The organism is Streptomyces sp. NPDC047002, assembly GCF_040704505.1.
Classification (GTDB): Bacteria; Actinomycetota; Actinomycetes; order Streptomycetales; family Streptomycetaceae; genus Streptomyces.
The window spans coordinates 148,287-175,190 of sequence record NZ_JBEYWC010000001.1; the positions used below are offsets into that span (position 1 = coordinate 148,287).

The 26,904-nt window shown below is 74.2% G+C and carries 24 protein-coding genes and 1 pseudogene; 10 read left to right on the plus strand and 15 right to left on the minus strand.

The features are described 5' to 3' along the window. Positions 1–22 precede the first annotated feature (22 nt). The 6 genes from AB0910_RS00740 to AB0910_RS00765 all read left to right on the plus strand — a co-directional run bounded on the left by AB0910_RS00740 (position 23) and on the right by AB0910_RS00765 (position 5,109). The gene (locus AB0910_RS00740) at positions 23–637 is read left to right on the plus strand and encodes a hypothetical protein (protein ID WP_366742295.1); all 615 of its coding nucleotides are present in this window, start codon (positions 23–25) and stop codon (positions 635–637) included. Next, positions 634–1,149, plus strand: a complete 516-nt coding sequence (msrA, locus tag AB0910_RS00745; protein ID WP_366742296.1) for a peptide-methionine (S)-S-oxide reductase MsrA — start codon at positions 634–636, stop codon at positions 1,147–1,149. Before AB0910_RS00740 ends, msrA begins: the two co-directional genes overlap by 4 nt. Positions 1,150–1,288: 139 nt before the next feature. After that, the gene (locus AB0910_RS00750; protein WP_366742297.1) at positions 1,289–2,266 is read left to right on the plus strand and encodes a helix-turn-helix domain-containing protein; all 978 of its coding nucleotides are present in this window, start codon (positions 1,289–1,291) and stop codon (positions 2,264–2,266) included. 227 nt (positions 2,267–2,493) lie between these two features. Further along, positions 2,494–3,462 carry an aldo/keto reductase gene (locus AB0910_RS00755; protein WP_366742298.1) on the plus strand — a complete coding sequence of 323 codons (969 nt, stop codon included), beginning with the start codon at positions 2,494–2,496 and terminating at the stop codon, positions 3,460–3,462. A 7-nt stretch (positions 3,463–3,469) separates the two neighbouring features. After that, entirely contained in the window at positions 3,470–3,760 is a 291-nt protein-coding gene (locus tag AB0910_RS00760; RefSeq protein ID WP_366742299.1) for a hypothetical protein, read from the plus strand. Continuing rightward, complete coding sequence (locus tag AB0910_RS00765) at positions 3,757–5,109, plus strand: MFS transporter (protein ID WP_366742300.1); 1,353 nt, start codon at positions 3,757–3,759, stop codon at positions 5,107–5,109. The genes AB0910_RS00760 and AB0910_RS00765 overlap by 4 nt, the downstream gene beginning before the upstream one ends. A 74-nt stretch (positions 5,110–5,183) precedes the next feature. Here the strand turns inward: AB0910_RS00765 and AB0910_RS00770 are convergent, their stop codons facing one another. Continuing rightward, the gene (locus AB0910_RS00770) at positions 5,184–6,173 is read right to left on the minus strand and encodes an adenosine deaminase (protein WP_366742301.1); all 990 of its coding nucleotides are present in this window, start codon (positions 6,171–6,173) and stop codon (positions 5,184–5,186) included. A 147-nt stretch (positions 6,174–6,320) separates the two neighbouring features. Then, a complete protein-coding gene (locus tag AB0910_RS00775; RefSeq protein ID WP_366742302.1) occupies positions 6,321–7,751 on the minus strand; it encodes an NAD(P)/FAD-dependent oxidoreductase in 1,431 nt (476 codons plus the stop codon). Positions 7,752–7,879: 128 nt separating this feature from the next. Between AB0910_RS00775 and trxA the strand changes: the two genes are divergently transcribed. Beyond that, positions 7,880–8,278, plus strand: a complete 399-nt coding sequence (trxA, locus tag AB0910_RS00780; RefSeq protein WP_366742303.1) for a thioredoxin — start codon at positions 7,880–7,882, stop codon at positions 8,276–8,278. A gap of 189 nt (positions 8,279–8,467) precedes the next feature. Here the strand turns inward: trxA and AB0910_RS00785 are convergent, their stop codons facing one another. Then, on the minus strand, positions 8,468–9,646 hold the full coding sequence (locus AB0910_RS00785) for a 4-hydroxybenzoate 3-monooxygenase (protein ID WP_366742304.1): 1,179 nt from the start codon (positions 9,644–9,646) through the stop codon (positions 8,468–8,470). A gap of 11 nt (positions 9,647–9,657) precedes the next feature. Continuing rightward, positions 9,658–10,848: a thiolase family protein gene (locus tag AB0910_RS00790; protein WP_366742305.1), complete on the minus strand. Its 1,191-nt coding sequence runs from the start codon at positions 10,846–10,848 to the stop codon at positions 9,658–9,660. A 167-nt stretch (positions 10,849–11,015) separates the two neighbouring features. Between AB0910_RS00790 and AB0910_RS00795 the strand changes: the two genes are divergently transcribed. Next, positions 11,016–11,480 carry a type II toxin-antitoxin system PemK/MazF family toxin gene (locus AB0910_RS00795; protein WP_366742306.1) on the plus strand — a complete coding sequence of 155 codons (465 nt, stop codon included), beginning with the start codon at positions 11,016–11,018 and terminating at the stop codon, positions 11,478–11,480. Between the two features lie 68 nt (positions 11,481–11,548). Here AB0910_RS00795 and egtD read toward each other — a convergent pair whose 3' ends face one another. The 7 genes and pseudogenes from egtD to AB0910_RS00830 form a co-directional block, all read right to left on the minus strand. Beyond that, positions 11,549–12,520, minus strand: a complete 972-nt coding sequence (gene egtD, locus AB0910_RS00800; RefSeq protein WP_366742307.1) for an L-histidine N(alpha)-methyltransferase — start codon at positions 12,518–12,520, stop codon at positions 11,549–11,551. Next, positions 12,517–13,272, minus strand: a complete 756-nt coding sequence (gene egtC / locus AB0910_RS00805) for an ergothioneine biosynthesis protein EgtC (RefSeq protein WP_366742308.1) — start codon at positions 13,270–13,272, stop codon at positions 12,517–12,519. The genes egtD and egtC overlap by 4 nt, the downstream gene beginning before the upstream one ends. Continuing rightward, positions 13,272–14,666 carry an ergothioneine biosynthesis protein EgtB gene (egtB, locus tag AB0910_RS00810; protein ID WP_366742309.1) on the minus strand — a complete coding sequence of 465 codons (1,395 nt, stop codon included), beginning with the start codon at positions 14,664–14,666 and terminating at the stop codon, positions 13,272–13,274. The genes egtC and egtB overlap by 1 nt, the downstream gene beginning before the upstream one ends. Continuing rightward, positions 14,663–15,937 carry an ergothioneine biosynthesis glutamate--cysteine ligase EgtA gene (gene egtA, locus AB0910_RS00815; RefSeq protein ID WP_366742310.1) on the minus strand — a complete coding sequence of 425 codons (1,275 nt, stop codon included), beginning with the start codon at positions 15,935–15,937 and terminating at the stop codon, positions 14,663–14,665. The genes egtB and egtA overlap by 4 nt, the downstream gene beginning before the upstream one ends. Positions 15,938–16,360: 423 nt before the next feature. Continuing rightward, positions 16,361–17,149, minus strand: a pseudogene (locus tag AB0910_RS00820) (lysophospholipid acyltransferase family protein); the annotation flags it as partial. Beyond that, complete coding sequence (locus AB0910_RS00825; RefSeq protein WP_366742311.1) at positions 17,146–17,949, minus strand: GNAT family N-acyltransferase; 804 nt, start codon at positions 17,947–17,949, stop codon at positions 17,146–17,148. The gene AB0910_RS00825 and the pseudogene AB0910_RS00820, both read right to left, overlap by 4 nt. Positions 17,950–18,173: 224 nt before the next feature. After that, positions 18,174–20,000 (minus strand): MFS transporter, encoded by a 1,827-nt coding sequence (locus AB0910_RS00830; RefSeq protein WP_366742312.1) that lies wholly within the window; start codon positions 19,998–20,000, stop codon positions 18,174–18,176. 389 nt (positions 20,001–20,389) lie between these two features. Here AB0910_RS00830 and AB0910_RS00835 point away from each other — a divergent pair, with 389 nt between their 5' ends. Next, on the plus strand, positions 20,390–21,409 hold the full coding sequence (locus AB0910_RS00835) for an MsnO8 family LLM class oxidoreductase (RefSeq protein WP_366742313.1): 1,020 nt from the start codon (positions 20,390–20,392) through the stop codon (positions 21,407–21,409). 82 nt (positions 21,410–21,491) lie between these two features. Here the strand turns inward: AB0910_RS00835 and AB0910_RS00840 are convergent, their stop codons facing one another. The 4 genes from AB0910_RS00840 to AB0910_RS00855 form a co-directional block, all read right to left on the minus strand. After that, positions 21,492–22,256, minus strand: a complete 765-nt coding sequence (locus AB0910_RS00840) for a hypothetical protein (RefSeq protein WP_366742314.1) — start codon at positions 22,254–22,256, stop codon at positions 21,492–21,494. A gap of 226 nt (positions 22,257–22,482) precedes the next feature. Beyond that, positions 22,483–23,229: a succinate dehydrogenase/fumarate reductase iron-sulfur subunit gene (locus AB0910_RS00845; protein ID WP_366742315.1), complete on the minus strand. Its 747-nt coding sequence runs from the start codon at positions 23,227–23,229 to the stop codon at positions 22,483–22,485. Then, complete coding sequence (locus AB0910_RS00850) at positions 23,226–25,175, minus strand: fumarate reductase/succinate dehydrogenase flavoprotein subunit (protein ID WP_366742316.1); 1,950 nt, start codon at positions 25,173–25,175, stop codon at positions 23,226–23,228. The genes AB0910_RS00845 and AB0910_RS00850 overlap by 4 nt, the downstream gene beginning before the upstream one ends. Position 25,176: 1 nt before the next feature. After that, positions 25,177–25,881 (minus strand): succinate dehydrogenase cytochrome b subunit, encoded by a 705-nt coding sequence (locus tag AB0910_RS00855; protein WP_366742317.1) that lies wholly within the window; start codon positions 25,879–25,881, stop codon positions 25,177–25,179. An 83-nt stretch (positions 25,882–25,964) separates the two neighbouring features. Between AB0910_RS00855 and AB0910_RS00860 the strand changes: the two genes are divergently transcribed. Then, entirely contained in the window at positions 25,965–26,864 is a 900-nt protein-coding gene (locus AB0910_RS00860) for a LysR substrate-binding domain-containing protein (protein WP_366742318.1), read from the plus strand. Positions 26,865–26,904: the final 40 nt, after the last annotated feature.

Genomic DNA, 26,904 nt, shown 5'->3' on the forward strand with positions numbered 1-26,904 from the left:
GGCCTCCACCGTGCGCGCCACCATGCTCATGTTCGACGGCCTCGACCGGCACCTGCTCGCCCCGTACGCGGACACCGTGGTCGACGCCGCGGCGCGAGCCGCGCACCCGCCGCTACAACTTCCTGCACAGCTCGTGGGGCCGCTCGAGCCATTCGACGACTCCATGCCGGAAATCCTCGGCGAGGCCGGCCTGCACACGCACCTCGTCTCCGACCACCCCCACTACGGGGAGGGCAGCGGGGCCACCTACCGCACGCGGTACACCACATGGCAGTTCTTCCGCGGTCAGGAGGACGACCCGTGGAAGGGCGTGGTGGACGGACTGCGCGAGGGCGAAGGGCCGGCGCTGCGCCGACAGGACGCCGTCAACCGCGCCTACATGCAGACGGAGGACACCGCACAGCACGACGTCGTTCCCGCCCCCTCGGACACCGCGCCCGCCTGCTGCGCCCCGCGCGCGAGGACGGCCCCGTCGGGCCGCCCCAGGGCGACGGCTTCCCCGCCGACGGCGAGGGCCAGGTGCGCCCGGTCGAGACTCCCGGGAGCCGGCCCCGCGGGCATAATCCCCATGGTCGGTACGGTTGACGGGAGGGCCGGGAACGCCCGGGTACCGACCATGGGGAGACGAGCAAGATGACGCGACCGACCGAGCGCGCAGTCCTCGCCGGAGGCTGCTTCTGGGGCATGCAGGACCTGATCAGGCGCCTGCCCGGGGTGATCTCGACGCGCGTCGGCTACTCAGGCGGCGACATCCCCCACGCGACGTACCGCAACCACGGTACGCACGCGGAGGCGATCGAGATCCTCTTCGACCCGACGCAGACCACCTACCGCGACCTGCTGGAGTTCTTCTTCCAGATCCACGACCCGAGCACGCTCAACCGCCAGGGCAACGACATCGGGCTGAGCTACCGCTCCGCGATCTTCTACACGAGCGACGAGCAGAAGCGGGTCGCCGAGGAGACCGTCGCGGACGTGGACGCGTCCGGCATCTGGCCGGGGAAGGTCGTCACCGAGGTGGCGCCCGTGGGCGACTTCTGGGAGGCCGAGCCCGAGCACCAGGACTACCTGGAGCGCTACCCCGACGGGTACACCTGCCACTTCCCCCGCCCGAACTGGAAGCTGCCGCGCCGCCAGACCACCGTCTGAGCCGGCCGCCCCGCGCGGCGTACGGGCCGGCCTCCGGCCCGTACGACCCCGGCCCTCTGTCGTTCTCCTGTGCGAAAATCGGTCCCGCCGATCAGGTACAGGGCGGCTCCGGGGGGCCGGGGGCACGCGGGAGGGACGGGTGAGGGGCATCCTGCGCGAGACGGAGTTCCGCAGCGAGGACCTGCCGGTGCAGGACCGGTTCGACGCCTGGCGCGCGCTGATGAGCAGCACCCACGCGCCGATGCGGCTGGAGAGCGAGCGCGCCGCCGACTTCCGGGCCCACCAGCGGCTGATCGACCTGGGCGCGGTGGCGGTGTGGCCCGCGCGGTTCGAGCAGCTGGTGTTCCTGCGGACGCCGCAGCTGATCCGCCAGGCCGATCCCGAGGTCTACCACCTCTCGCTCCTGCGGGACGGCAGGGCAGGGGTGTCCTGGGGTCGCGAGCAGAACGTCTACCGTGCGGGCGACTTCCATCTCAACGACTCGTCGCGCCCCTACGAGATCTGGACCCACCGGGGCTGGATCTCCTCCGTGGGCGTGGAGATCCCCAAGCAGCTGCTGCCGCTGCCCGCCGCCACCGTGGACCGCGCGGTGGGCCGCCACCTCGGCGGCCGCTCGGGCCCCGGAGCGCTGCTCGCGCACTTCCTGACGCAGCTCGCCGCCGGCACCGGCGGCTACCGGCCGGCCGACGGGCCGCGGCTCGCCACGGTCCTCGCCGACCTGGTCGCCGCGGTGCTCGCGCACGCCGTCGAGGACGAGCGGGCCCAGCACGCCGAGACCCGTACCCGCGTCCTGACGCTGCGCGCCAAGGCGTTCATCCGGCAGAACCTGCACGACCCGGACCTGACGCCGGGCCGGGTCGCCGAGCACCACCACATCTCGCGCGGCTACCTGCACCGCCTGTTCAGGGCCGAGGGCGAGACCGTCGCCGCCTACATCCGCGGGGCCAGGCTGGCGGGCGCGCACCGCGACCTGGCGGACCCGGCGCACGCCGGGACGCCCGTGCATGTGATCGCCGCGCGCTGGGGGTTCCCGCGCGCCGCCGACTTCACCCGGGCCTTCCGCAATGCCTACGGCATGCCGCCGTCCGAGCACCGCAGGCTCGGCGCCGGGGCGTGACGGCGGCGCGGCCCCGGGTGCACCCGGCGCCCCCCGCCCGCCAGGTGCACCGCCGCGCCGCCGCCCCGCGGCGAGCAGCCGGGCCCTGGTCCCGGCCCGCGGTGCTGCTCACAGCCTGCCGTGCGGCGGGTCCCCCTGTCGTTCGCACCGGGTGCCCGACCTCCTTGGCACTGCGTGCACCGGGCCGGTGGCGCACCGGGGGCACAATGGCCCGGGAGGTGAGGCGGATGTCCTTCGATCGCGCGGCCGCCGCGGGCACGGCCAGGATGGGCCTCGGGCTCGCGGCCGTCGGCAGGCCCGCGTACATCACGTCGGGCAGGGCGGCGGAGCTGCCCGCCGCGCGGACCGTCGAGGCCCTGCGGGAGCGGGCCTTCGAGGTGCTGGACGCGGCGTACGAGAACGGTGTGCGCTACCTCGACGCGGCGAGGTCGTACGGCCGGGCAGAGGAGTTCCTCGCCGGCTGGCTCACGCACCGGCCCGCGGCCTGCGACGTCACGGTCGGCAGCAAGTGGGGCTACACGTACGTCGGGCAGTGGCGTCTCGACGCGGACGTGCACGAGGTGAAGGACCACAGCGCTGCGGCCTTCGAGCGCCAGCTCGCCGAGACGCGCGCGCTGCTCGGCGACCGGCTCGACCTGTACCAGGTGCACTCGGTGACCCCGCAGAGCCCGGTGCTCACCGACCGGGCGCTCCAGGGGCGGCTCGCCGCGCTCGCCGCCGACGGCGTCACGGTGGGGCTGTCCGTGAGCGGTCCTGGCCAGGCCGAGGCGATCCGCGCGGCGCTCCGACTCGACGTGGACGGCGTCCCGCTCTTCTCGACGGTGCAGGCGACGTACAACCTGCTGGAGACCTCGGCGGGCCCCGCACTCGCGGAGGCGCGCGCGGCGGGCCGCACGGTCATCGTGAAGGAGGCGCTGGCGAACGGCCGGCTCGCGGCCGGGGACCGGCTGCCCGCCGAACTCGCCGCCGTGGCACGGGAGTCGGGGGCCGCGCCGGACGCGGTGGCGCTGGCGGCCGTCCTGTCAAGGCCGTGGGCAGACGTGGTGCTCTCCGGCGCCGTGACGGCCGCCGACGTGCTCAGCAATGTGCGTGCGGCGGGCGTTGCCCTGGACGAGGCGGCGCTCGGGGAGCTGTCGGCTCTCGCGCAGCCGCCCGACGACTACTGGCGCGAGCGCGCGGCGCTCCCCTGGTCCTGAGGGCGTGATGTCACGAGGCGTACCGGCGCACGCGTACACGCTGCGCGTGCAGCGCGCCCTCTACGAGGCCGGGACCGCGCCCGAGCCCTGGCGTGACGCGCTCGACCTGAGCGACCGCCCGCTGCGGATCACCGCGGCCGAGGCGGTCGCCCTCGGGGAGGAGCTGCGCGCCGTGACCGAGCGCCACCGGCGCGACTCCCCCGGCTCCCGTGGCGACGCGCCGGGCGGTACGGAGCGGGTCTCGGTGATCACGTTCGTCCTGCCCGAGCTCTCCTGCGCCGAGCAGGACGCCCCGTGAGGCCGGGCCCCGCAGGGGGCATACCGGCAGCCGGCACCACCCCGGGGCCGCGCAGCCTGCGTCCGCTGGTCGGCGTGCTCACGGCGACGCTCGTCTCCCTGACGGGCACCCGGGTGTCGGCGATCGCCCTGCCCTGGTTCGTCCTCGCCACGTCGGGCAGCGCCTCGCGCACCGGCCTCGTCGCCTTCTGCGAGATGGCGCCGTACGTCCTGGTGAAGGCGCTCACCGGGCCCCTGGTGGACCGGGCGGGCCCACGGGTCGTGTCCTGGACGACGGACCTGGTGAGCGCGGCGGCCGCCGCTGTCGTGCCGCTGCTGCACGCGCGCGGCGCGCTCAGCCTGCCCCTGCTGCTCGCCCTGGTCGCGCTGATCGGGGCCGCGCGGGGCCCGGGCGACCTGGCCAAGGAGATCATGGTGCCGGAGGCCGCGGACCGGGCCCGGGTACCGCTGGAGCGGGCCACCGGCGTCACGGGGGTCAACGAGCGCCTGGCCTCGACGGTGGGGCCCGCGGTCGGCGGCGCCGTGGTGGCGCTGTTCGGGCCGCTGACGGCCCTGCTGCTCAACGCGGGCTGCTTCGCGCTCGGTTCGCTGATCGTGGCAGCGGCGCTGCCGCGGGGCATGGGCCGCGCCGTGGCCGGCGAGGCGCTGCCCTCGGGGGAGCAGCGGGCCCCGGGCTACTGGCGGCGGTTCGGCGAGGGGTTCGCCTTCCTGCGGGGCGAACCGCTGCTGCTGACCGTCATCGTCATGGTCGGCGTGACGAACCTGCTGGACGCCGCCTACGCCGGCGTGCTCGTGCCGGTGTGGGCCCGCGACTCGGGCGGCGGCCCCGCGGTGATCGGCCTGACCTCGGCCGTCGGGAGCTGCGCGGCGATCGGCGGCAGCCTGATCGCCGCCGCTGTCGCGTCCCGGATGCGGCGCAGGCCGGTGTTCTTCGCCGGGTTCCTGCTCGCGGGGGCGCCCCGCTTCCTGGTCCTGGCGTTCGGCGCGCCGCTGTGGGCGGTGCTCGCGGTGTTCGCCGTCGGCGGGTTCGGGGCGGGGTTCCTCAACCCGATCATCGGCGCGATCTCCTTCGAGCGGGTGCCGCGCCGCCTGCTCGGCCGGGTCAACGCGCTGGGCAACGCCACCGCCTGGGCGGGCATCCCCTTGGGCGGACTGCTCGCGGGCGCCGCGGTGGGCGCCTTCGGCCTCGTGCCCGTGCTGCTGGTGGGCGGGGTCGCGTACTTCCTCACGACCAACCTGGCAGGACTGCGCCCCGAGTGGCGCGAGATGGACCGCCACCGCGGCCGCGCCGCGAGCGCCACGGCGCCCGCCGCCGTCGCAGGGGCCGAGCCGGGCGGCGGGGCGCCCTGAGCCTGCGGAACCCCCGCACGCTCGGGGCGGCCACGGCCGGCTGCGCACCGCGGCGGCCCGGCTCGTCGCACCGTTCAGAAGGTGTACGCCTCCACCTCGGCGAGGTACGCGGCGCGGAGGTCCTCGGCGTCGTCGAGGAAGGCGGCGTCGAAGGAGTTGCGGGCCAGCAGGCGCAGCTGGTCGTCGCCGAGCCCGAGCGCGTCGGCCGCCGCGCGCAGGTTGTCCTCGGCGTACCCGCCGAAGTACGCGGGGTCGTCGGAGTTGACCGTCACGACGAGACCGGCCTCCAGCATGGTCCGCAGCGGGTGCTCGGAGAGCACGTCCACGGCCCGCAGCCGCACGTTCGACAGCGGGCAGACCGTCAGCGGCACCCGGTCGCGCACCAGCCGCTCCACCAGGGCGGGGTCCTCGACGCTGCGCAGGCCGTGGTCGATCCGCTCGACGCCGAGGACGTCCAGGGCCTCCCGTACGTACGCGGGCGGGCCCTCCTCCCCCGCGTGCGCCACCCGGCGCAGCCCGAGGCGCGCCGCCTCCTCGTACACCGCGCGGAACAGCGAGGGCGGGTTCCCCGCCTCGGCCGAGTCGAGGCCGACGCCGGTGATGCGGTCCAGGTACGGGCGGGCCGCCGCGAGCGTCTCGGCGGCGGACTGGGGCGACTCGTCGCGCAGGAAGCACAGGATGAGGCGCGTGCTGACGCCGTGCCGCTCGGGGGCGCGGTCGAGGGCGCGCGCGAGACCGGCCACGACGGTGCCCATCGGCACGCCCCGCGCGAGGTGCGCCTGCGGGTCGAAGAAGATCTCCGCGTGCCGCACGCCCTGGGCCGCGGCACGGGCGAGGTACGCCTCGGCGAGGTCGGTGAAGTCCTCCTCGGTGCGCAGCACCGCCATCAGCTCGTAGTACAGGTCGAGGAAGGACTGGAGGTCCTCGAAGCGGTACCGCGCCCGCAGCTCCTCCGCGTCGGCGTACGGCAGGGCGACGCCGTTGCGGGCGGCGAGGGCGAAGGCGAGCTCCGGCTCCAGGGTGCCTTCGATGTGGAGGTGGAGTTCGGCCTTGGGGATGGGCACGGTTTCGCCAGTTCCTTCGTCTGCGGACACGGAGTGCCCATCCTAGACGCGCCGCAGGTCAGGCCGGGTGCCGGGCGGGTGCGGGAGGGGGTACCTGCCCGGGCGCCGGGCGCTGGGTATCGCGCCCGGCGCCCGGCTCGTCCGCGCTCAGCCCCGGTACGCCTCGAGGAGCCTGAGCCACACCTCACTGATCGTGGGGTAGGCGGGCACGGCGTGCCACAGGCGCTCGACCGGCACCTCGCCCGCCACCGCGATGCTCGCCGAGTGGATCATCTCGCCGGCGCCCGGGCCCGCGAAGGTGACGCCGACGAGGACCTCGCGGTCGAGGTCGACGACCATGCGGGCCCGCCCGGTGTAGCCCTCGGCGTAGAGCGCGGCGCCCGCGACGGCGCCCATGTCCTGGTCCACCGCGCGCACCCGCAGGCCCTCGCGCTCGGCCTGCGCGAGGGTCAGGCCGACCGAGCCGACCTCCGGGTCGGTGAAGACCGCCTGGGAGACGGCCAGGCGGTCGGCGGTCGCCGCGTGCATGCCCCAGCGGTCCGTCTCCAGCAGCGGCACGCCCTGGGCCCTGGCGGCGATGGCGGCGCCCGCGATCCTGGCCTGGTACTTGCCCTGATGGGTCAGCAGGGCCCGGTGGTTGACGTCGCCCACCGCGTAGAGCCAGTCGTGGCCCGGCACGCGCAGCGACTCGTCGACGTCGAGCCACGCGCCGGGGGTGAGGCCGACGGTCTCCAGGCCGAGGTCGTCGCTGCGCGGGGCGCGGCCGGTGGCGAAGAGGAGCTCGTCGCCCTCGACGCGCTCGCCCGATGCGAGGACGACGGTGACGGGGCCCTCGCCGCCCGGGCGCTTGACCGCGACGGCCGAGGAGTTCGTCCGCACGACGGCGCCCGCCTCGGTCAGCGCGTCGGCGACCAGCTCGCCCGCGAAGGGCTCCATGCCGGGCAGCGGGCGGTCACCGCGGACGAGGAGGGTCACCTGGGAGCCGAGTGCCTGGTAGGCGGTGGCCATCTCGCTGCCGACGACGCCGGCGCCGACGATCACGAGGCGCCCGGGGACGCGCTGGGAGCTGGTGGCCTCGCGGCTGGTCCACGGCCTGGCCTCGGCGGCGCCCGGCAGGTCGGGCACGACGGCGCGGCTGCCGGTGCACACGGCGACGGCGTGGCGGGCGGTGAGCAGGACCTCGCCGCCGTCCTTCCCGCTGACGGAGACCTGCTTCGGGCCCGCGAGCCTGCCGTGGCCGCGGTAGAGCGCGGTGCCGGTGCCCTCGACCCACGAGACCTGGCCGTCGTCCTTCCAGTGCGAGGTGAACTCGTCGCGGTGGGCGAGCGCCGCGGGCACGTCGAGGGGGCCCTGCACGGCGGCGCGCAGGCCGGGGATCCTGCGCGCGTCCGCGCGGGCGATCACCGGCCGCAGCAGCGCCTTGCTCGGCATGCAGGCCCAGTACGAGCACTCGCCGCCCACCAGCTCGCTCTCCACGATCGCCGCGCTCAGCCCGGCGGCCCGCGCCCGGTCGGCGACGTTCTCCCCGACCGGTCCTGCGCCCACGACGACGACGTCGTACTCCATTGCTTCCGTCATGGGCACAGTCTGCTGCGGCCGGGGCGGCATGGCCAGACGATCAATGGGAAGGGGCGCGGGGAATACGCTCCGGGCGCACGCCGTTGTCCGAAGCGGCTGAACCGATAACAGGAAGAGGTATTCAGCTCATGGCCACGATGGAACTCACGAAGGAGAACTTCGACCAGACGGTGTCGGAGCACGACTTCCTCCTCATCGACTTCTGGGCTTCCTGGTGCGGTCCCTGCCGCCAGTTCGCACCGGTCTACGAGAAGGCGTCGGAGCGCCACGACGACCTCGTCTTCGCGAAGGTCGACACGGAGGCCCAGCAGGAGCTGGCCGCCGCGTTCGACATCCGTTCGATTCCGACGCTGATGATCGTCCGGGACAACGTCGCCGTGTTCGCCCAGCCGGGTGCGCTGCCCGAGGCGGCCCTTGAGGACGTCATCGGCCAGGCGCGTGCGCTGGACATGGACGAGGTCCGCAAGTCCATCGCGGAAGCCGAGGCAAAGGGCGGCGCCACGGAGAACCCCCAGAGCGCCGAGTAACAGCCCCCTCCTCTCCCCACCCCGCGCGCCCACCACGCGCCCCGCACCGCCACGACCCGGCGGCCGCCCCTCCCAGCCCCACCCAGGGCTCGGGAACGGGGCCGGCACGCCGGGTCGCCGCGCGTGCGGGCGGCGACAGGAGCCCGGTCGGCTCGGTCCGGCGCCCCTCCCCCGCCCCGGGCCCTGCGGTCATGGCAGGGGAAGGCCGGTGTAGTGGGTGGCCAGTTCGGTGGCGGCGGCTTGGGAGGTGGTCAGGCGGTGGAGGCGGGCCAGTTCGATGCGGCGGTCGAAGGCGGTCTGGTCCGGCGGGACGTGGAGCATCGTGGTCATGTCGTACGAGAAGCGGGTCGCCTGCCAGACGCGGGTCAGGGCGGTGACGGGGTAGGCGTCGAGCAGGTCCGTCGAGCCGGTGCGGTGCAGAGCCTCGAAGGCGCGGCCGAGGAGGCGCACGTCGGAGACGGCGAGGTTGAGTCCCTTGGCGCCGGTGGGCGGCACGATGTGGGCGGCGTCGCCCGCGAGCAGCAGCCGGCCGTGGCGCAGCGGCTCGGAGACGAAGCTGCGCATCGGGGTGACGGACTTGGCCGTGACGGGCCCGCGGGCGAGCCGCCTGCCGGGGTCGCCGCCGGCGCCGAGGCGCGCGTCGAGCTCGTCCCAGACGCGCTCGTCCGGCCAGTCGGCGGGGTCGGTGCCCACGGGCACCTGGAGGTAGAGCCGGGAGACGGTGGGCGAGCGCATGCTGAGCAGGGCGAAGCCGTGTTCGCCTCGTGCGTAGACGAGTTCGTCGTGGGACGGGGCGACGTCGGCGAGGACGCCGAGCCAGGAGAACGGGTAGTCGCGCTCGTACGTCGTGCGCAGCGCGGCGGGTACGGCGTCGCGGGCGACGCCGTGGAAGCCGTCGCAGCCCACGACCCAGTCGCACTCCAGGGTGCGGGCGCTGCCCTCGTGCCGGTAGTGGACGAGCGGCCTCTCGCCCGTCGCGCCCTCGACGGCCTCGGCGCGCGCGCCGAACAGCAGCGGCGGGCCCTCGGCGAGCTGGAGGGCGACGAGGTCCTTCACGATCTCCGTCTGCGCGTAGACGGTGACGGTGCGGCCGGTGAGCGCGGGGAAGTCGAGGCGGTGCGTGACACCGTCGAAGCGCAGCTCGATGCCGCGGTGTTCGAGGCCCTCGGCGTCGAGGCGGCCTGCGGCGCCGACCGCGCGCAGCGCCTCCACGGTGCCCGCTTCGAGCAGCCCGGCGCGCTGGCGCGCCTCGATGTAGGCGCGGTCGCGGTTCTCCAGGACGACGCAGTCGATGCCCGCGAGGTGCAGCGTGCGGGCGAGCAGCAGCCCCGCGGGCCCCGCGCCGATGATGCCGACCGTGGTGCGCACCTGGCGCCCCCTCAGCGTTCGAGGACGAGGGCGAGGCCCTGTCCGACGCCGATGCACAGGGCGGCGAGCCCGGTCCCGGAGCCGGCGGCGGCGAGCTGGTGGGCGACGGATCCCGCGATACGGGCCCCGGAGGCGCCCAGGGGGTGGCCGATGGCGATCGCACCGCCGCGCGGGTTGACGACCGCGGGGTCGAGGTCGGGCCACTCGGCGAGGCAGCCGAGCGACTGGGCGGCGAACGCCTCGTTCAGCTCGAAGACGGTGAGGTCGGCGAAGGTGCGGCCGGACCTGGCGAGCGCGCGTCGCACCGCTTCCACGGGCCCGAGGCCGAACAGGTTGGGCTCGACGCCGGTGACGGCGGAAGCCCCGATCCTGGCGAGCGGTTCGCGGCCGGTCTCGCGCAGTCCGTCCTCGTCGACGAGGAGGAGCGCGGCCGCTCCGTCGTTGAGGGGCGAGGAGTTGCCCGCGGTGACCCGGCCGGTGCCGTCCGTGCGGAAGGAGGGCTTCAGCTTGGCGAGCGCCTCCAGGGACGTGCCGTCGCGGATGGACTCGTCGCGGGCCAGGTCGGTGCCGGGGCAGGGCACGACCTCGCCGTCGTAGAGGCCGTCGGCCCACGCCTTGGCGGCCTTGCGGTGGCTGTCGAGCGCGAACACGTCCTGCGCCTCGCGGCTGATGGCGTGCTTGTCGGCGATCTGCTCGGCGCTCTCGCCGAGCGCCACGGTCCACTCGGCGGGCATGCCCGGGTTGGTCATCCGCCAGCCGAGGGTGGTGGACCACAGCTGCTGGTGGCCCGCGGGGAAGGCGCGCTCCGGCTTCTGCACCACCCAGGGCGCGCGGGACATCGACTCGACGCCGCCCGCGAGGACGACGGACGCGTCGCCGAGCGCGACGGCTCGCGCCGCCTGGACGACGGCTTCGAGTCCCGAGCCGCAGAGCCGGTTGACGGTCACGCCGGGCACGGTCACGGGCAGCCCGGCGAGCAGGGCGGCCATCCTCGCGACGTTCCTGTTGTCCTCGCCCGCGCCGTTGGCGTCGCCGAGCACGACGTCGTCGATGCGCGCGGGGTCGAGGGCGGGGGTCCGCTCCACCAGGGACCTGAGCACGTGCGCGGCCAGGTCGTCGGGGCGCACGCCCGCGAGGGCGCCGCCGAACCTGCCGACGGGGGTGCGGACGGCGTCGACGACATAGACATCGCGCAGGCTCATGGCTCTCGTCCCTCTCCCCCGGCCGGGGGCACGGCGGCGGTGTGCGCATCGCGCACACTCGTTCGGATCGGCCCTCCGAGTCTCTGCCCCGTGCCGTGCGGTGTCAACGTCCCCCGGCGCGGGACCTGGTGGCGGGGGCACAGGCGGCAGGCTCTACGGTCGTGCCCATGACGCCCTACTCCGACGTGCACGACCACCAGGACAGCGGCGTGCCGGGCCGCACCGGCCCCGCCGCGACGACCGAGGCCGACCCCCGCGAGGTGGGGGCGGTGCGCACCGAGTACTCCCCCGCGCACGACGGGGACCCCGACCCCGGCGAGATCGTGTGGACCTGGGTGCCGTTCGAGGAGAACGACGGCCGCGGCAAGGACCGCCCGGTGCTGGTGGTCGCCCGCGAGGCGGCGGGCACGCTGCTCGCGGTGCAGCTGTCGAGCAAGCGGCACCGGGGCGACGCGGACTGGGTGGCGATCGGCCAGGGCCCGTGGGACCGGGAGGGGCGCGACTCGTGGGTGGCGCTCGACCGGGTGATGCGGCTGCACGACGCGGGGATGCGCCGCGAGGCGTGCGCGCTGGACCGCGGCCGGTTCAACCTGGTGGTGAACCGGCTGCGGGAGCGGTACGGCTGGAGCTGACGCGCCGCGGCGGCGCAGGCCCCCGTGCGGGGCCCGCGCCGCCGAGCGGCCGGGCGTGCGCCCTTGCCTCAGCCCGCCGTGGCCAGCGAGAGCGCGAAGCGGTCCGCCTCGTCCGTCCACCAGCGGGTGGGCGCGAATCCCGCGGCGTCCAGCTCCGCGTCGATGCCCTCCTTGCGGAACTTGGCGGAGATCTCCGTGCGCAGTTCCTCGCCCCTGGCGAAGTGGGCGACGAGGTCGAGTTCCGGGATCTTGACGGTGAGGTCGCGGCGGGCCCGCAGCCGCATCTCGATCCACTCGTTGGCGCGGTCCCAGAGCGCGACATGCTCGAAGTCGGCCGGGTCGAAGTCGGCGCCGAGCTCGCGGTCGACCACGCTGAGCACGTTCTTGTTGAACTCCGCCGTCACCCCTGCCGCGTCGTCGTACGCCCGTACCAGCACGTCCTCGTCCTTGACGAGGTCCGTGCCGAGCAGCAGGGTGTCGCCGGGCCTGAGCAGGGCCCGTACGGAGGCGAGGAAGCGGGCGCGCTCCGCGGGCAGCAGGTTGCCGACGGTGCCGCCGAGGAAGGCGACGAGCCTCGGCCCCTCGGCCGGGGGCAGTTCGACGCTGCGGGTGAAGTCGGCGATCAGCGCGTGCACCCGCAGCTCGGGGCGGTCGGCGAGCAGCGCCTCGGCTGCGCCGGTCAGCGCGCTCTCGCTGACGTCGACCGTCACGTAGTCGCGCAGGCCGGTGGCCCGGCCGAGGGCGTCGAGCAGGTGGCGGGTCTTCTCCGAGGATCCTGAGCCCAGTTCGACCAGGGTCCGCGCGCCGGTGACACGGGCGATCTCGGGCGCGCGGGCGAGCAGGATCTCCCGCTCGGCGCGGGTCGGGTAGTACTCGGGGAGCCGGGTGATCTCCTCGAACAGGTCGCTGCCGCGCGCGTCGTAGAACCACTTGGGCGGCAGGGACTTGGGGGTCGCGGTGAGGCCGCTCCGCACGTCGTCGCGGAGCGCGGAGCCGGTGGCGTCCTTGGGCAGGGTGCGGATGACGGTGTAGGGGCTCACGATGCGGGCTCCTTGAGTGGGGTGAGCGTGACGTCGGCGCGGGTCGCCACGAGCAGCGTGCGGTCGGGGACCTCGCGCCAGCGGGGGTCGTCGTCGTAGGGCTCGGAGGCCACCACCGTCCGGCGGCCCCGGTCGTGCAGGTACCAGAGGGTGTCGCCCCAGGCGGTGGCCGCGACGGCCGCGCCGTCGGTCAGCAGGAGGTTGAGGCGGGATCCCGGCGCGGCGCCCGCCGCGTCGTAGACGGTGTCGGCGAGCGCCTGCCCCGGGGTGTCCCCGGCGCGCAGCCGGTGCAGGATCAGCGCCCAGAGCAGCGCGGAGTCGTTTCGCGCCGCGAGCGAGAGCATCTCCTGCGCGGGCAGCGCGGCGGCGAGGGGTGCGAGGCTGTGCGGCCAGCCGGTGACGGCGCCGTTGTGGCTGAAGAGCCACGGCCCTTCGGCGAACGGCGCCGCGGCCGCCTCGCCGTCGGCGCTCGGCACCGTGGCGTCCCGTACGGCGGCGAGCAGCGCGCCGGTGCGCACCACGCGGGCCAGGTCGGCGAAGCCGGGGTCGGCCCAGATCGGCCCTGCGCGCCGGTAGCGTGCGGGCACGGGGTCGTCCTCGGCGTACCAGCCGACGCCGAAGCCGTCCGCGTTGACCGTGCCGTGGCGCTGGTGCCTCGGCGCCCAGGACTGCTGGTACAGGGCGTGCGGCGGCGCCACGAGCGCGGCGCCGAGCGGTTCTGCGGGGCCGAGCAGCGCCAGGTGGCGGCACATCAGGCGTCCCGCGCGGTGCGGAAGCCGGAGAAGATCTGCCGGCGCACCGGCAGGTCCCAGTTGCGGAAGGTGCCGCGGCAGGCGACGGAGTCCACGGCGAAGGACCCGCCGCGCAGCACCTTGTGGTCGCCGCCGAAGAAGACCTTGGAGTACTCCGGGTACGGGAAGACCGTGAAGCCCGGGTACGGCAGGAAGTCGCTCGACGTCCATTCCCAGACGTCGCCGATGAGCTGCCGCACGCCGAGTGGCGACGCGCCGGCGGGGTAGCTGCCGGCGCGGGCGGGCCGCAGGTGGCGCTGGCCGAGGTTGGCGTGCTCGGCCACGGGTTCCGCGTCGCCCCACGGGTAGCGGCGGGAGGCGCCCGTGGCGGGGTCGTGGCGCGCGGCCTTCTCCCACTCCTCCTCGGTGGGCAGGCGCCGCCCGGCCCACCGGGCGTAGGCGTCGGCCTCGTACCAGCTGACGTGCAGCACCGGCTCGTCGTCCGGTACGGGCTCGACGGTGCCGAAGCGGCGGCGCAGCCACTGGCTGCCCTCGCGGCGCCAGAACAGCGGTGCCGCGATGCCGTGTTCGCGGATCTGCGCCCAGCCCGCGGGCGCCCACCAGCGCTCGTCGCCGTAGCCGCCGTCCTCGATGAACGCCTTGTACGCGCCGTTGGTGACGGGCACGGTGTCGAGGTGGAAGGCGGGCACGAGGCGCTGGTGCTCGGGCCGTTCGTTGTCGAGCGCCCAGGGTTCCGTCGAGGTGCCCATCGCGAAGGGACCCGCGGGCACGAGGACCTCGGCGGGCAGCCCGGCCGCGTCCTCGGCGGCCGGGGCCGGCGGCTCGGGGGCGTGCAGCACGGCGGGGCCCTTGCGCAGCTGGTGGGTGATGAGCATGGTCTCGTCGTGCTGCTGCTCGTGCTGGGCGATCATCCCGTAGGCGAACCCGGAGCTGAGCAGGGGCGTTTCGGGATCGAGCGGGGTGCGTCCGATGACGTCGAGCACCCGGTCGCGGATGTCGGCCGCGTAGGCGCGGGCCTCGGCGGGCGGCAGCAGCGGCAGCGTGGGCCGCTCGGAGCGCGGGTGCTCGAAGGCGTCGTAGATGGAGTCGATGTCGGGGCGCACGGCGTCGCGGCCGCCGACGGTGCGCAGCAGCCACTGCTCCTCCTGGTTGCCGATGTGGGCAAGGTCCCACACGAGCGGCGACATGAGGGGCGAGTGCTGGGCGGTGAGGTCGTCCTCGTCGACGCAGGAGGTCAGCAGAGCCGTGCGGGCGCGCGCCCTGGTCAGGGTGGCGACGGCGTGGTCGCGCAGGGCCTCGGCGTCCTGGCCGGGTATCAGCAGCGGGGCCGGGGCTTTCGCGGGCTCGGCCGGTGCGGCGGAGGCCTCGCGGGGCCCGGCGTGGCGGTCGGTCATGTCCTGGGGTCCTTCTCGGGTTCGGGGAGGCGCAGGTCGTCGGCGGGACATCGCCCGCGCAGGACGTAGCGCTCGGTGAAGTCGGCGACGGCGTCCTGGACGTCCCGGCCCGCGCCGATGCGCGGCAGGGCGGCGAGGGCGGTCTCGAAGCAGACGGCGGCCGTCGCGCGCAGCTCGGGGTCGGCGAGTCCGTGCCGTGCGGCGTTGAGCCACAGGAGGTTGCCGGGGGCGGGCAGCGGCCCGGCAGTCTCGGCGAGCGGCTTGACCGCGCGGTAGACGGTCTCCGCGGCCTCGGGGTCGTCGAACAGGGCGGTCGTCACGGCGAGCGGGACGATCCAGCCGTCCTCGCCCGGCTGGGCGTCGATCATGCGCAGCTCCAGGTGGCCGCGCGGTCTGACCGGGGGGAAGAGGGTGGTGAGGTGGTATTCGAGGTCGGTGCGGTCGGGCGGGCGCGGCAGCCCGCGTCTGATCCACTCCCGGAAGGTGAGCCCGTCGGGGACGGCCCAGGGTCCCTGCTCCGCCCTGACGCACATCACGGGCGCGTCGAGGGCGTGGGCCGTCCAGCGGGCGCGCGGGTCGCCGCCCATGGCGGGGGCGCTGGTGCGTGCCGGGTCGAGCTTCGTCCACACGGCCTGCCGGGTGGAGCGCCAGCCGGTGGGGCGGCCGCGCCGCACGGGCGAGTTGGCGAAGGCGGCGACGAGCACGGCGCCGAGGAGGTGCGCGAGCTGCCAGCGGCGTCCGTGGCCGAGCGGGCCCGGCTCCTCGTGCCCCGCGTCGAGGCAGACCTGCACGGACGCGGTGGTGCGCATCATGGCGCGCCCGGTGTCGTCGTACTGGTCGAAGTACGCCTCCATCGCGTCGTAGCGCGGGGCGTGCAGCATCCGGTCGGGGTGGTGCCAGGGGTCCTGCCCGTATCCGGCGAGTGCCAGGCCGTGGGCGCCGAGGCCCGTGCGGACGGCGGCCAGGTCCGCCGCGACGGTGGCGATGCATGCGGTGAGCGAGGGGGCGGGCGGCGAGCTGAGCTCCAGCTGCCCGCCGGGTTCGAAGGTGAGTGCCGACGTGAGCGGCAGGGTACGCAGCCCGTCGAAGGCGGTGGCGCGGCGGTCGGCCGCGACGCCCTCCTCGGGGCGGCTCCGGTCGTGGACGAGCCATTCGAGCTCCACCCCTACGGTGCGGGGCGGCCCGGTCTTGAAGCAGATGCCGTCGAGCAGCGCCTCTGCTGCCTCCTCGGTGAGCACACTGCGCCCATCCGCGATGGTGTCGGGTGGCATGGCCGGTTCCTCCTGTCGAGGGCCGTGGCGGTCGGGGCCCTGGTCGGGCCCGAACCGCTCCGGCTCCAACCTAAAGCCACTCGTTTCCGCTCGCACAAGAGTGCCCGGGGCCCCGTCAGGAAAACGTCAGGTATTCGGCGTGCCGGACTGCCCGGCCGCGGCCCGGCGTCCGCGCTCCCCGCGCCGCCGCCTGCCAGGCACGGTGCCGCCGGGCGCGGGCGGCCGGACGGGCGACCCGGGCGGCAAGGACGCCGCGGCGGAAACCGGCCTGAGGGTGCGCCCCGGGTGAGCGGCCGGGCGCCCGGGGCCTGCCGTCGCGTCCGCCGGGTGGACGGCCGTCTCGTGCACCGGATGTACGGGCGTCCCGTCCGACCGGTGGACGGCAGTCCCGTCCGCCGGCTGCGCGGCGGGCGCGCCGCCCTGGACGGCCCGGCGGGCCGCGGCGGCCAGGGCCCGGCGGTCGGGGAAGGATCCTGCGGGGATCGGCGGCAGGACGGTGAGCTCGGCGGTGAGCCCGCCCGCCGTCGCCACCCGCCACAGGGACGCGGGCAGCGTGTCGTCGCCGACGAAGGCGGGGGCGCCGGAGGCGCGGCCCTCCGCGGTCCTGTAGGCGATCCGTACGGGCCGCACGGCGGCGCCCGCGTCGAGCGCGGCCTGGAAGACCGCGGCGGTGAACCGGCCGCTCCCGCTGCCGCACCAGGTGCACGCCTCGGGGAAGACCACGACGCGGGACCCGGCGCGCAGGGCGTGTGCGAGCGTTTGCACGGCCCCCGGCAGGGCCCGCAGCCGCTCGCGCTCCACGAAGAGGGTGCCGCCGCGCGCGGCCACCGGGCCCAGCAGCGGCCAGCGCCGTATCTCGCTCTTGGCGAGGTTGCGGCCGGGGAAGACCGAGGCGACGAGGGCGATGTCGAGCCAGGAGATGTGGTTGGCGACGACGAGCATCCCCTGCCCCGGCACCGCCGGGTCCTCGGCGCCGCGGAGCCGCACCCGTACGCCGAAGCCGCGCAGGACGCCGCGTGCCCAGCGCCGGGTGACGCGGTCCCGGCGCGCCGGGCCGAGCGCGGCGGCAGCCGGGGCGAGGGCGACGCCCGCCACCAGGAGCGCGACGCCGCACACCAGCCGTCCCGCGGCCCGCGGTACGCCCACGGCCCGGCCGCCGTGCACGGCGCAGCCGCGCGGGGTGCACGGCGCCGTGGGCAGCCAGGCGCTCATGACGCGGGGACGAGCGAGAGGAAGTGGCGCAGGTAGCGCTCGCTGACGCGGTCCATCGAGAGCAGGACGCACAGGTCGGCGACGCCGAAGTCCGGGTCGTGCGCGGGCGCGCCGCACACCTGGGCGCCGAGCCGCAGGTAGCCGCGGAGCAGGGCGGGCAGTTCCGCGCGGGATCCGGCGGCCGCGGGCAGCGCGGGGGTCCAGGGGCGGTACGGAGTGACCCGGTACTGCTCGGGGGCGAGGTGGCGCTCCCGCACCGTCTCCCAGGCCGAAGCGGCCAGGGCGCCGCCGTCGGCGAGCGGCACGGAGCAGCAGCCGGTCAGGTAGCGGTGGCCGGTCGTCGTCATGTAGCGGGCGAGTCCGGCCCAGATCAGGCTGATGACGGCGCCGGTGCGGTGGTCGGGGTGGACGCAGGAGCGGCCGACCTCGACCAGCTCGCCGCGCAGGGGCGCGAACGCGGCGAGGTCGAACTCGCCGTCGGAGTAGAGCCCGCCCGCGGCGCGCGCCCGCTCGGGCGGCAGCAGCCGGTAGGTGCCGACGACCTGGCCCGTCTCCTCCTCGCGCACCAGCAGGTGGTCGCAGTGCTCGTCGAAGCGGTCGCCGTCGAGGCCGGGTTCGGGGCCGTCGAGCAGGGCGCCGAGTTCACCGGCGAAGACCTGGTGGCGCAGCCGCTGCGCGGCGCGGACGTCGGCCGCGTCGCGGGCGAGGACCACGCGGTAGCGGATGTCCGCGGGGACGGGGGCGGCGGCGGTAGGGGGTGCGGCCGGGGCGGTGCGGGGAGCGGGGACGACGGCGGACATGGCTGTCTCCAGGACCGGTAGGGGGCACGGCGGCCGGGGCGCACGCGTGCGGGCCCGGCACCTCGTTTCTTCCGCGACGGGCTGGACTCGGCATGGCCGCTCGGGAGAGCCGGCATGTGGGGCGGCTGAATGGACGGGGCGGGCGGGCAGGAACGCGGCGCGCCCGCCCGCCTGACCGCGGCGGGCGGGTGCGCGGGGCGTCAGACCCTCAGGCCGTCAGACCCTCAGGTGTCGGAGCCCTGCCCCGTGCCGGTGGGCTCGCCGCCCACCGGCTTGCCCTCGGGGACGACGAGCTCGGTCATCGCGAGCCCGGCCTCGCCGGAGACGGCGGCGAGCTCCTCGCCGAGCGGCTCGGGCGAGACCATCCCGTGGCTGCCGCCGGGCTTGCCGGTGAGCAGGGACGAGACCACGGCGACGGCGCAGGCGGCGATGGCGAACCAGAAGGCGACGACGAGGCCCGAGTGGAACGGCCCCGAGATCAGGTGCGGGAAGAACTCCTTGCTGGTGATCGAGGCGCCGTGGTCGGGGAGCTTGGAGAGCTGGGGGCCGAGCAGCTGCTGGAACGGGTTGTAGCCGAGGAACGCCGCGAACAGCACGGCGATCGGCGGGAGCTGGGAGACCCCGCCGGCGACGTTCTCCGGCACGCCCTGGTGGACGAGCCCCGCGTGCATGGCGGAGGGCAGGGTGTGCGAGAGGCCCGCGATCATCAGGCTGAAGAAGATGCCGATGGAGAGCACGGACGCGGAGTTCTGGAAGGTGGCGCCCATGCCGGCGCCCACGCCGCGGGCGTCGGCGGGCAGCGCGTTCATGATCTCGGCGCGGTTGGGCGAGGCGAACAGGCCGGAGCCGAGGCCGTTGACGAACAGCAGGACCGCGAAGACCCAGTAGTTGAAGTCGGTCGGAAGGACCATCAGCGCGACGAAGCCGCCGCCGGTCACGACGGCGCCGCCGACCGTGAACATGCGGGCGCCGACCCGGTCGGAGAGCCAGCCGGACAGGGGCGCGGAGATCAGGAAGCCGACGGTCAGCGGGATCATGTAGATGCCGGCCCACAGCGGGGTCTTCTCGAAGCTGTAGCCGTGCAGCGGCAGCCAGATGCCCTGGAGCCACATGATCAGCATGAACTGGAGGCCGCCGCGGCCGAGCGCCATCATCAGGCTGCCGATGTTGCCCGCGGTGAAGGCGCGCAGCCGGAACAGCGAGAGCCGGAACAGCGGCTGCTCGACGGTCCGCTCGATCCACACAAAGATGCCCAAGACAACTACACCGCCGATGAGAGCGGCGAGCACCATCGGGTTGGCCCAGCCCATCGTGGAGGAGCCGTAGGGCTGGATGCCGTACGTGATGCCGACCAGCACCGCGATCAGGCCGACGCCGAAGGTGATGTTGCCCCACCAGTCCATCTTCGCGTGCACCCGGACCCCGGTGTCGTGCAGCTTGATGTACGCCCAGACGGTGCCAAAGATGCCGAAGGGCACGGAGACCAGGAAGATCAGCTTCCAGTCGACCGGCGCCAGCACGCCGCCGAGGATCAGTCCGATGAAGGAGCCGGCGATGGCGGCGATGGAGTTGATGCCGAGCGCGGTGCCGCGCTGGTGCGTGGGGAAGGCGTCGGTGAGGATGGCCGTCGAGTTGGCGAACAGCAGCGCGCCGCCGATGCCCTGGACGATGCGCCAGCCGATGAGCCAGAGCGCGCCCGCGCTGCCGTCGAGGTACGTGAGCGAGAGGGCGATCGAACACAGGGTGAAGACGGCGAAGCCCATGTTGTACATGCGGACCCGGCCGAACATGTCGCCCAGCCTGCCGAAGGTCACCACGAGCACCGCCGTGACGACCATGAAGCCCATCAGCATCCACAGCAGGTAGCTGGTGTTCCCCGGGTCGAGCGGGTTCAGGTCGATGCCGCGGAAGATGTCGGGCAGCGCGATCAGCACGATCGACTGGTTGATCATCACCATCAGCACACCGAGCGTGGTGTTGGAGAGCGCGATCCACTTGTAGTGCTCTCCGGGGCCGGTCCGCGAGGGTTCCGCTGCGGTTGTTCGGCTCATGCCCACAATGCCTTTACTCCTTCGCGTACACGTGCCGGCGCGCAGCCCGTGCGGACGCAGAACGTTGGTCGATGCAAGTAATCTATCTCCTCCATATGACTTCCATATGTCCGGTAGATAGCTCCGGCAGGACCACAGAGGCCACAGAGGTCACTCACTCCCCGCCGATCAGGGACGCAGCGCCGCAAACGGCAGGTCGGAACCTCATGGGTATGTGATGCACATCACAGTTACCCGGTGGAACGGGCGGGAGAGCACGGGTGCGCGGCGGGGCGCGCACCCCCGCGCCCCTGGTCCGGACACCCGGGCGGCATGCCCGGATGCGCCCGGCCGGAGGGGTTTCGGAGGAGGTGCGGAAGCCCCCGGGACCGTGCCGCGTTGACGCAGCCATGAGCAGCGCAGCGCAGGACCCCGCCAGGGTCCCCTTCTCCGTACTCGACCGCTCGCGTACCCGGGAGGGCCGGGAGCCCGGCGAGGCGCTGCGGGACACCGTGGAGTTCGCGCGGCAGGCGGAGGCGCTCGGCTACCGCAGGTTCTGGGTGTCGGAGCACCACAGCGTGCCCGGTGTCGCGGGCTCCGCGCCCACGGTGCTCGCGGCGGCGGTGGCCGCCGCGACCTCCGCCATCAGGGTCGGCACGGGCGGGGTCATGCTGCCCAACCACCGGCCCCTCGTGGTCGCGGAGCAGTTCGGAGTGCTCGCGTCCCTCTTCCCCGGCCGGATCGACATGGGGCTCGGCCGTTCCGTGGGCTTCACCGACGGCATCAGGGCCGCGCTCGGCCAGGGCAAGGAGGCCGCCGACCGCTTCCCCGAGCAGCTCGACGAGCTGCTCGGCTGGTTCACCGGCGGGCAGCCGGCCCATCCGCAGGTGCACGCGAGGCCCGCGGAGGGCCTGCGCGTCCCGGCGTTCGTGCTGGCCACCGGGGCGGGTGCGCGGACCGCGGCCCGCGCGGGGCTGCCGCTGGTGATCGCCGCGGTGCGCGGGCAGGACGCCATGCTGCGCGCGATCGACGACTACCGCGCGCAGTTCCGCGCCTCCGCCTGGGGCGAGCGGCCGTATGTGGTGGTCTCCGGCACGGTGGCGCTGGCCGCCACCACCGGGGAGGCGCGCAGGATCCTGCTGCCCGAGGCGTGGTCGGCCGCCTATTCGCGCACCCGCGGCAGCTTCCCGCCCCTGGCGCCGGCCGGTGCGGTCGAGTCCGCCGCGATGACGGAGCGCCAGCGCGCCCTGTTCGACGAGGCGATGACCGGTCACCTCTTCGGCACCGAGGAGGAGGTGGGGCCCGCGCTCGACGGGCTGCTGAAGCGGAGCGGCGCCGACGAGTTCCTCGTCACCACGAGCACCTACGACCGTACGGCGCTGCTCGACTCCTACCGCAGGCTCGCCCGGCTGCGGGGGCTCACCGCCTGACGCGGCGCACAGGGCCCCGGACACCTGGGGTGTCCGGGGCCCTGCCGGGTGCGGCCCGCGCGGGCCGCCGCTGCCGTGCGGGTCAGTACCGGCTGCCGCTGCTGCCGGTCGCGGTGCCGCTGGGGCTCGCGCTCCCGGTGGCGGTGCCGCTCGGGCTCGCGCTCTCGCTCGGGCTCGCGCTGCTCTTGGCGGGCATCGCGGTGACGCGCTCGCCCTGCGGGTCGACGACGTACCACTTGGCGCCGAAGGCGGTGACGCCCTGGCCGTTTACCTGGCCGGGCTTGGTGTCACCCGCGAAGTAGTACAGCGGGTGCTTGTTGTACGTGGCCTGGAGGGTGCCGTCGCTGCGCTTGGTGGTGCCGAACAGCTCCGCCTTGAGCGCGCCGGCCGACGAGGTGGGCGAGGCGGAGGCCGTGTCGGACGGAGAGGCCGAGCCGGTGGGCGACGCGCTCATGGTCGCGCTCCCCGACGGGGAGGCGGAGTCGCCCGGCGTCGCGGCCTTGGGGGTCGAGGTGACGATGGCCGGCGGCCAGCCCTTGGCGCACTCGCCCGTGCAGGTCGACTTGTCGGTGGTGTCCTTGGCGAACAGGTACAGCGTGTGGCCCTTGCTGTCGACGAGGATGTCGCCGAGCCCCTGCACGCTGCTGGTCATGATCTTCGATGCCGCGTCCTTCATGCCTGCGGACGCCGAAGGCGACGAGGTCGCCTGCTCGGCCGCCGCCTTCACGTGCGCGGCCGTGTCCTCCTTGTGGTGCGAGGACGAGCCGCTGTTCGAACAGGCGGTCGCCGTCGTCGCGAAGAGGGCTGCCGCCGCCACGGCGGCCGCTCTCACAGCGGTGTTCTTCATCCGGACTCCTTCGGAAGCCGCCGGGTAGGCGGGCACGGCTCACCCGAGTGGGGCCGCATGGAGTCCAGTGGATGTCATGATCGCGCGCGGAGCGAAGCGGACAGGGCCGTCCGGTGCACCGAACCGCCCGATGGGAGGTATCCGCGCCCCGCGTCCGCGGGGCCGGGGGCCGGGGCGCGCGGCGCGGCCCCGGCTGCTCCGAACGGGTGGCCGGGCGTGCGGCCCCTCAGCGGGCCGCCTTCACCCCGGCCCGCAGCCACTCCCGGTTCATCGACGTGATGGACATCAGCGGGATGCCCTTGGGGCAGGCCGTCGCGCACTCGCCGGTGAGGGTGCAGCCGCCGAAGCCCTCGTCGTCCATCTGGGCCACCATGTCGAGGACGCGCGTCTCGCGCTCGGGCGCGCCCTGCGGCAGGGTGTTCAGGTGGTTGATCTTGGCCGAGGTGAACAGCATCGCCGAGCCGTTCGGGCAGGCCGCCACGCAGGCGCCGCAGCCGATGCACTCGGCGTGCTCGAACGCCGTGTCAGCGGCGGGCTTCGGCACGGGGGTCGAGTGCGCCTCGGGTGCCGCGCCGGTCGGCGCGGTGATGTAGCCGCCGGAGCCGATGATCCGGTCGAACGCGGAGCGGTCCACGACGAGGTCCTTGACGACGGGGAAGGCGCCCGCCCGCCAGGGTTCGACGTCGATGGTGTCGCCGTCCTCGAAGTGCCGCATGTGCAGCTGGCAGGTGGTGGTGCGCTCGGGCCCGTGCGCGTCGCCGTTGATCACGACGCCGCAGGCGCCGCAGATGCCCTCGCGGCAGTCGTGGTCGAACGCGACCGGCTGGTCCCCCTCCAGGATGAGCTTCTCGTTGAGCGAGTCGAGCATCTCGAGGAAGGACATGTCCTCGGTGATGCCGTCGATCTCGTAGGTGACCATGGCGCCTTCTGCGTCGGCGTGCTGCTGCCGCCAGACGCGCAGGGTGAGCCTCATGCGTAGCTCCGCTGGGTGGGGTGTACGTCATCGAAGACGAGGTCTTCCCTGTGCAGGACGGGCGCCTCGCCGGTGCCCGTGAACTCCCAGGCCGCGGCATAGGAGAACTCCTCGTCCCTGCGGGCCGCCTCGCCGCCCTCGGTCTGGGACTCCTCGCGGAAGTGGCCGCCGCAGGACTCCGTGCGGTGCAGGGCGTCGAGGCAGAGGAGTTCGGCGAGCTCCAGGTAGTCGACGACGCGGTTCGCCTTCTCCAGGGCCTGGTTGAGCTCCTCGCCGGTGCCCGGCACCTTGATCCGGCGCCAGAACTCCTCGCGGATCTGCGGGATGCGGTCGAGTGCCTTGCGCAGCCCCTCGTCGGTGCGCGCCATGCCGCACTGGTCCCAGAGGAGTTCGCCGATCTCCTTGTGGAAGGAGTCAGGGGTGCGGTCGCCGTCGACGGCGAGCAGCAGCCGCAGCCGGTCCTCGGTCTCCGCGACCGCCTCGGCGACCTCGGGGTGTGCGTCGTCGACCCGGTCGAGCGAGGGGTTGCGCGCGAGGTAGTCGTTGAGCGAGGGAGGCAGGACGAAGTAGCCGTCGGCGAGGCCCTGCATCAGCGCGGAGGCGCCGAGCCGGTTGGCGCCGTGGTCGGAGAAGTTGGCCTCGCCGATCGCGAACAGGCCGGGCACCGTGGTCTGGAGGTCGTAGTCGACCCACAGGCCGCCCATCGTGTAGTGGATGGCGGGGTAGATCCGCATCGGGACCTCGTACGGGTTCTCCGCGGTGATCCGCTCGTACATCTCGAAGAGGTTGCCGTACTTCTCCTCGACGGCCTTGCGGCCGAGGCGCTCGATGGCGTCGGCGAAGTCGAGGTACACCCCCTGGCCGCCGGGGCCGACGCCGCGGCCCTCGTCGCACACGTTCTTCGCGGCGCGGGAGGCGATGTCGCGGGGCACGAGGTTGCCGAAGGACGGGTAGATGCGCTCCAGGTAGTAGTCGCGCTCGTCCTCGGGGATCCGGTGCGGCGGGCGGTCGTCGCCGCGCTGCTTGGGTACCCAGATGCGGCCGTCGTTGCGCAGCGACTCGCTCATCAGGGTCAGCTTGGACTGGTGGTCGCCCGAGCGCGGGATGCAGGTGGGGTGGATCTGGGTGAAGCAGGGGTTGGCGAAGTAGGCGCCGCGCCGGTGCGCGCGCCAGATCGCGGTGGCGTTGCTGTTCTTGGCGTTGGTCGACAGGTAGAAGACGTTGCCGTAGCCGCCCGACGCGAGGACGACGGCGTCGGCGAAGTACGTGGAGACGGCGCCGGTGACCAGGTCGCGGGCGACGATGCCGCGGGCCCGGCCGTCGACCACGACGAGGTCGAGCATCTCGGTGCGGGGGTGCATCTCGACGTTGCCTGCGGCGATCTGGCGGGAGAGCGCCTGGTAGGCGCCGAGGAGGAGCTGCTGCCCTGTCTGGCCGCGCGCGTAGAAGGTGCGGGAGACCTGCACGCCGCCGAAGGAGCGGGTGTCGAGCAGGCCGCCGTACTCGCGGGCGAACGGCACGCCCTGGGCGACGCACTGGTCGATGATCTCGACGGAGACCTCGGCGAGGCGGTGGACGTTGGACTCGCGGGAGCGGAAGTCGCCGCCCTTGACGGTGTCGTAGAACAGCCGCTGGACCGAGTCGCCGTCGTTGCGGTAGTTCTTCGCGGCGTTGATGCCGCCCTGGGCGGCGATGGAGTGGGCGCGGCGCGGCGAGTCCTGGTAGCAGAACTGGACGACGCGGTAGCCCTGTTCCGCGAGGGTGGCGCCGGCGGCGCCGCCGGCGAGCCCGGTGCCCACGACGATGACGGTGTGTTTGCGGCGGTTGGCGGGGTTGACCAGCTTGGCCTCGAAGCGGCGGCGGTTCCAGCGCTCCTCGACGGGCCCGTCAGGGGCCCTGGTGTCCGCGACCGGCTCGCCTGTGGTGTATCGGATGTATTCGTTCATGTCAGCTCACCAGTCCGGTCATGACGGCGACGGGTACGGCGATGAATCCCGCGGTCAGCAGGACCGCGAGCACGCATGCGACGGCCTTGAGGGCACGGTCGCGGGTGGCGCTGCCGGCGCCGAGGGTCTGGGCCGCGCTCCAGAAGCCGTGCTGGACGTGGAGTCCGAGCGCGAGCATCGCGACGATGTAGAGGACGTCGTTCCACCACTCGTGGAAGGCGGCGACGACGTTGGCGTACGGGTGGCCCGGCACGAAGCCCGGCTGCACGGTGCCGGTGGTCAGGTCGAGGATGTGCCAGACGATGAACAGGCCGAGGATCACGCCGCCCCATCGCATGGTGCGGGTGGCGTAGCTCGTGCGGGCCTTCTTGTGCACGTACTTGGTGGGGCGCGCCGCGAGGTCGCGGCGGCTGAGCTGGTACGCGGAGACGGCGTGCGCCACGACCGCGGCGACGAGCACGACCCGGACGATCCACAGGACCCACGAGTAGTGGAAGAAGGGCTCGCCGACGACGCGGAGCCAGTGGGCGTACCCGTCGAAGGTGCCGGGCCCGAAGAAGATCTTGAGGTTCCCGTACATGTGGACCACGAGGTAGGCGAGCATCAGCAGGCCGCTGACGGCCATCACCGTCTTCTTGCCGACCGTGGAGTCCCACACCGTCTTGGGCAGGGAGGGCCGCTTGTCCGTCCGCGTCGCCAGAGCCATGTGCCTGACGCTAGGGCCGAACGGCCCCAGAGGTCCAAGACATGGATTGGCTCATGTCCATAGCCTGTCCCTATCATGGGATCGTGCAGTTCCATCAGCTCCACTACTTCGTCGCCGTGGCCGAGACGCGCCACTTCACCCGTGCCGCCGAGCGGGTCCATGTCTCGCAGCCGTCGCTCTCCCAGCAGATCAGGGCGCTGGAGAACGAGCTGGGCGCGGAGCTGTTCAGCCGGGCCAGGGGGAATGTGGCGCTCACGGAGGCCGGTGAGTCGCTGCTGCCGCTGGCCCGCAGGATCCTCGCGGACGCGGAGACCGCGCGGCACGAGGTGCAGGAGCTCGCCCAGCTGCGCAGAGGCCGGGTGCGGCTCGGCGCGACGCCGAGCGTGTGCACGGGCCTGCTGCCCGACGTGCTGCGCGCCTTCCACGACCTGCATCCGGGGATCGAGCTGCGGATCGAGGAGAGCGGGTCGCGCGACCTGGTGCGGGAGCTGGCGCGCGGCGCGGTCGACCTCGCCCTGGTGGTGCTGCCGCTGCCGACGCCCTCCCCCGCGCTGACCACGGTCGAGCTGCTCCAGGAGGACCTGGTCGTGGTGTCGTCGGCGGCCGGGCCCGCGCCGCGGCGTCCCGTGCGGGTCGCGGACCTCCAGGGCGAGCCGCTCGTGATGTTCCGGCACGGCTACGACCTGCGGGAGCTGACGGTCGCCGCCTGCCACGCCGAGGGCTTCGAGCCGTCGTTCACCGTGGAGGGCGGGGAGATGGACGCCGTGCTCGGCTTCGTCCGGGCGGGGCTCGGCGTCGCCGTGGTGCCCAGCATGGTGGCGCAGCGGGCGGGCCGTGACCTGCGGGTGACCGAGCTCGCGCCGCCCGGGCTGCGCAGGACGATCGCGCTCGCGCACCGCAGCGACGTGGCGCCGCCCCGCGCGGCGCGCGAGCTGATGCGGCTCCTGCTGGAGACCCGGATACCGCCGGGCACGGCGCCCTGACCGCCGCGCCCCGCCCGGCCGTGCGGGAGGGGCGCCGGTG

Excerpts from the sequence above, each read along its gene's own strand:
- AB0910_RS00740 (WP_366742295.1), top strand. The coding sequence starts at position 23 with ATGCTCATGTTCGACGGCCTCGACCGGCACCTGCTCGCCCCGTACGCG.
- msrA (WP_366742296.1), top strand. The coding sequence starts at position 634 with ATGACGCGACCGACCGAGCGCGCAGTCCTCGCCGGAGGCTGCTTCTGG.
- AB0910_RS00755 (WP_366742298.1), top strand. The coding sequence starts at position 2,494 with ATGTCCTTCGATCGCGCGGCCGCCGCGGGCACGGCCAGGATGGGCCTC.
- AB0910_RS00760 (WP_366742299.1), top strand. The coding sequence starts at position 3,470 with ATGTCACGAGGCGTACCGGCGCACGCGTACACGCTGCGCGTGCAGCGC.
- AB0910_RS00775 (WP_366742302.1), bottom strand. The coding sequence starts at position 7,751 with ATGACGGAAGCAATGGAGTACGACGTCGTCGTCGTGGGCGCAGGACCG.
- trxA (WP_366742303.1), top strand. The coding sequence starts at position 7,880 with ATGGCCACGATGGAACTCACGAAGGAGAACTTCGACCAGACGGTGTCG.
- AB0910_RS00790 (WP_366742305.1), bottom strand. The coding sequence starts at position 10,848 with ATGAGCCTGCGCGATGTCTATGTCGTCGACGCCGTCCGCACCCCCGTC.
- AB0910_RS00795 (WP_366742306.1), top strand. The coding sequence starts at position 11,016 with ATGACGCCCTACTCCGACGTGCACGACCACCAGGACAGCGGCGTGCCG.
- egtC (WP_366742308.1), bottom strand. The coding sequence starts at position 13,272 with ATGTGCCGCCACCTGGCGCTGCTCGGCCCCGCAGAACCGCTCGGCGCC.
- egtB (WP_366742309.1), bottom strand. The coding sequence starts at position 14,666 with ATGACCGACCGCCACGCCGGGCCCCGCGAGGCCTCCGCCGCACCGGCC.
- egtA (WP_366742310.1), bottom strand. The coding sequence starts at position 15,937 with ATGCCACCCGACACCATCGCGGATGGGCGCAGTGTGCTCACCGAGGAG.
- AB0910_RS00825 (WP_366742311.1), bottom strand. The coding sequence starts at position 17,949 with ATGTCCGCCGTCGTCCCCGCTCCCCGCACCGCCCCGGCCGCACCCCCT.
- AB0910_RS00830 (WP_366742312.1), bottom strand. The coding sequence starts at position 20,000 with ATGAGCCGAACAACCGCAGCGGAACCCTCGCGGACCGGCCCCGGAGAG.
- AB0910_RS00835 (WP_366742313.1), top strand. The coding sequence starts at position 20,390 with ATGAGCAGCGCAGCGCAGGACCCCGCCAGGGTCCCCTTCTCCGTACTC.
- AB0910_RS00840 (WP_366742314.1), bottom strand. The coding sequence starts at position 22,256 with ATGAAGAACACCGCTGTGAGAGCGGCCGCCGTGGCGGCGGCAGCCCTC.
- AB0910_RS00845 (WP_366742315.1), bottom strand. The coding sequence starts at position 23,229 with ATGAGGCTCACCCTGCGCGTCTGGCGGCAGCAGCACGCCGACGCAGAA.
- AB0910_RS00850 (WP_366742316.1), bottom strand. The coding sequence starts at position 25,175 with ATGAACGAATACATCCGATACACCACAGGCGAGCCGGTCGCGGACACC.
- AB0910_RS00855 (WP_366742317.1), bottom strand. The coding sequence starts at position 25,881 with ATGGCTCTGGCGACGCGGACGGACAAGCGGCCCTCCCTGCCCAAGACG.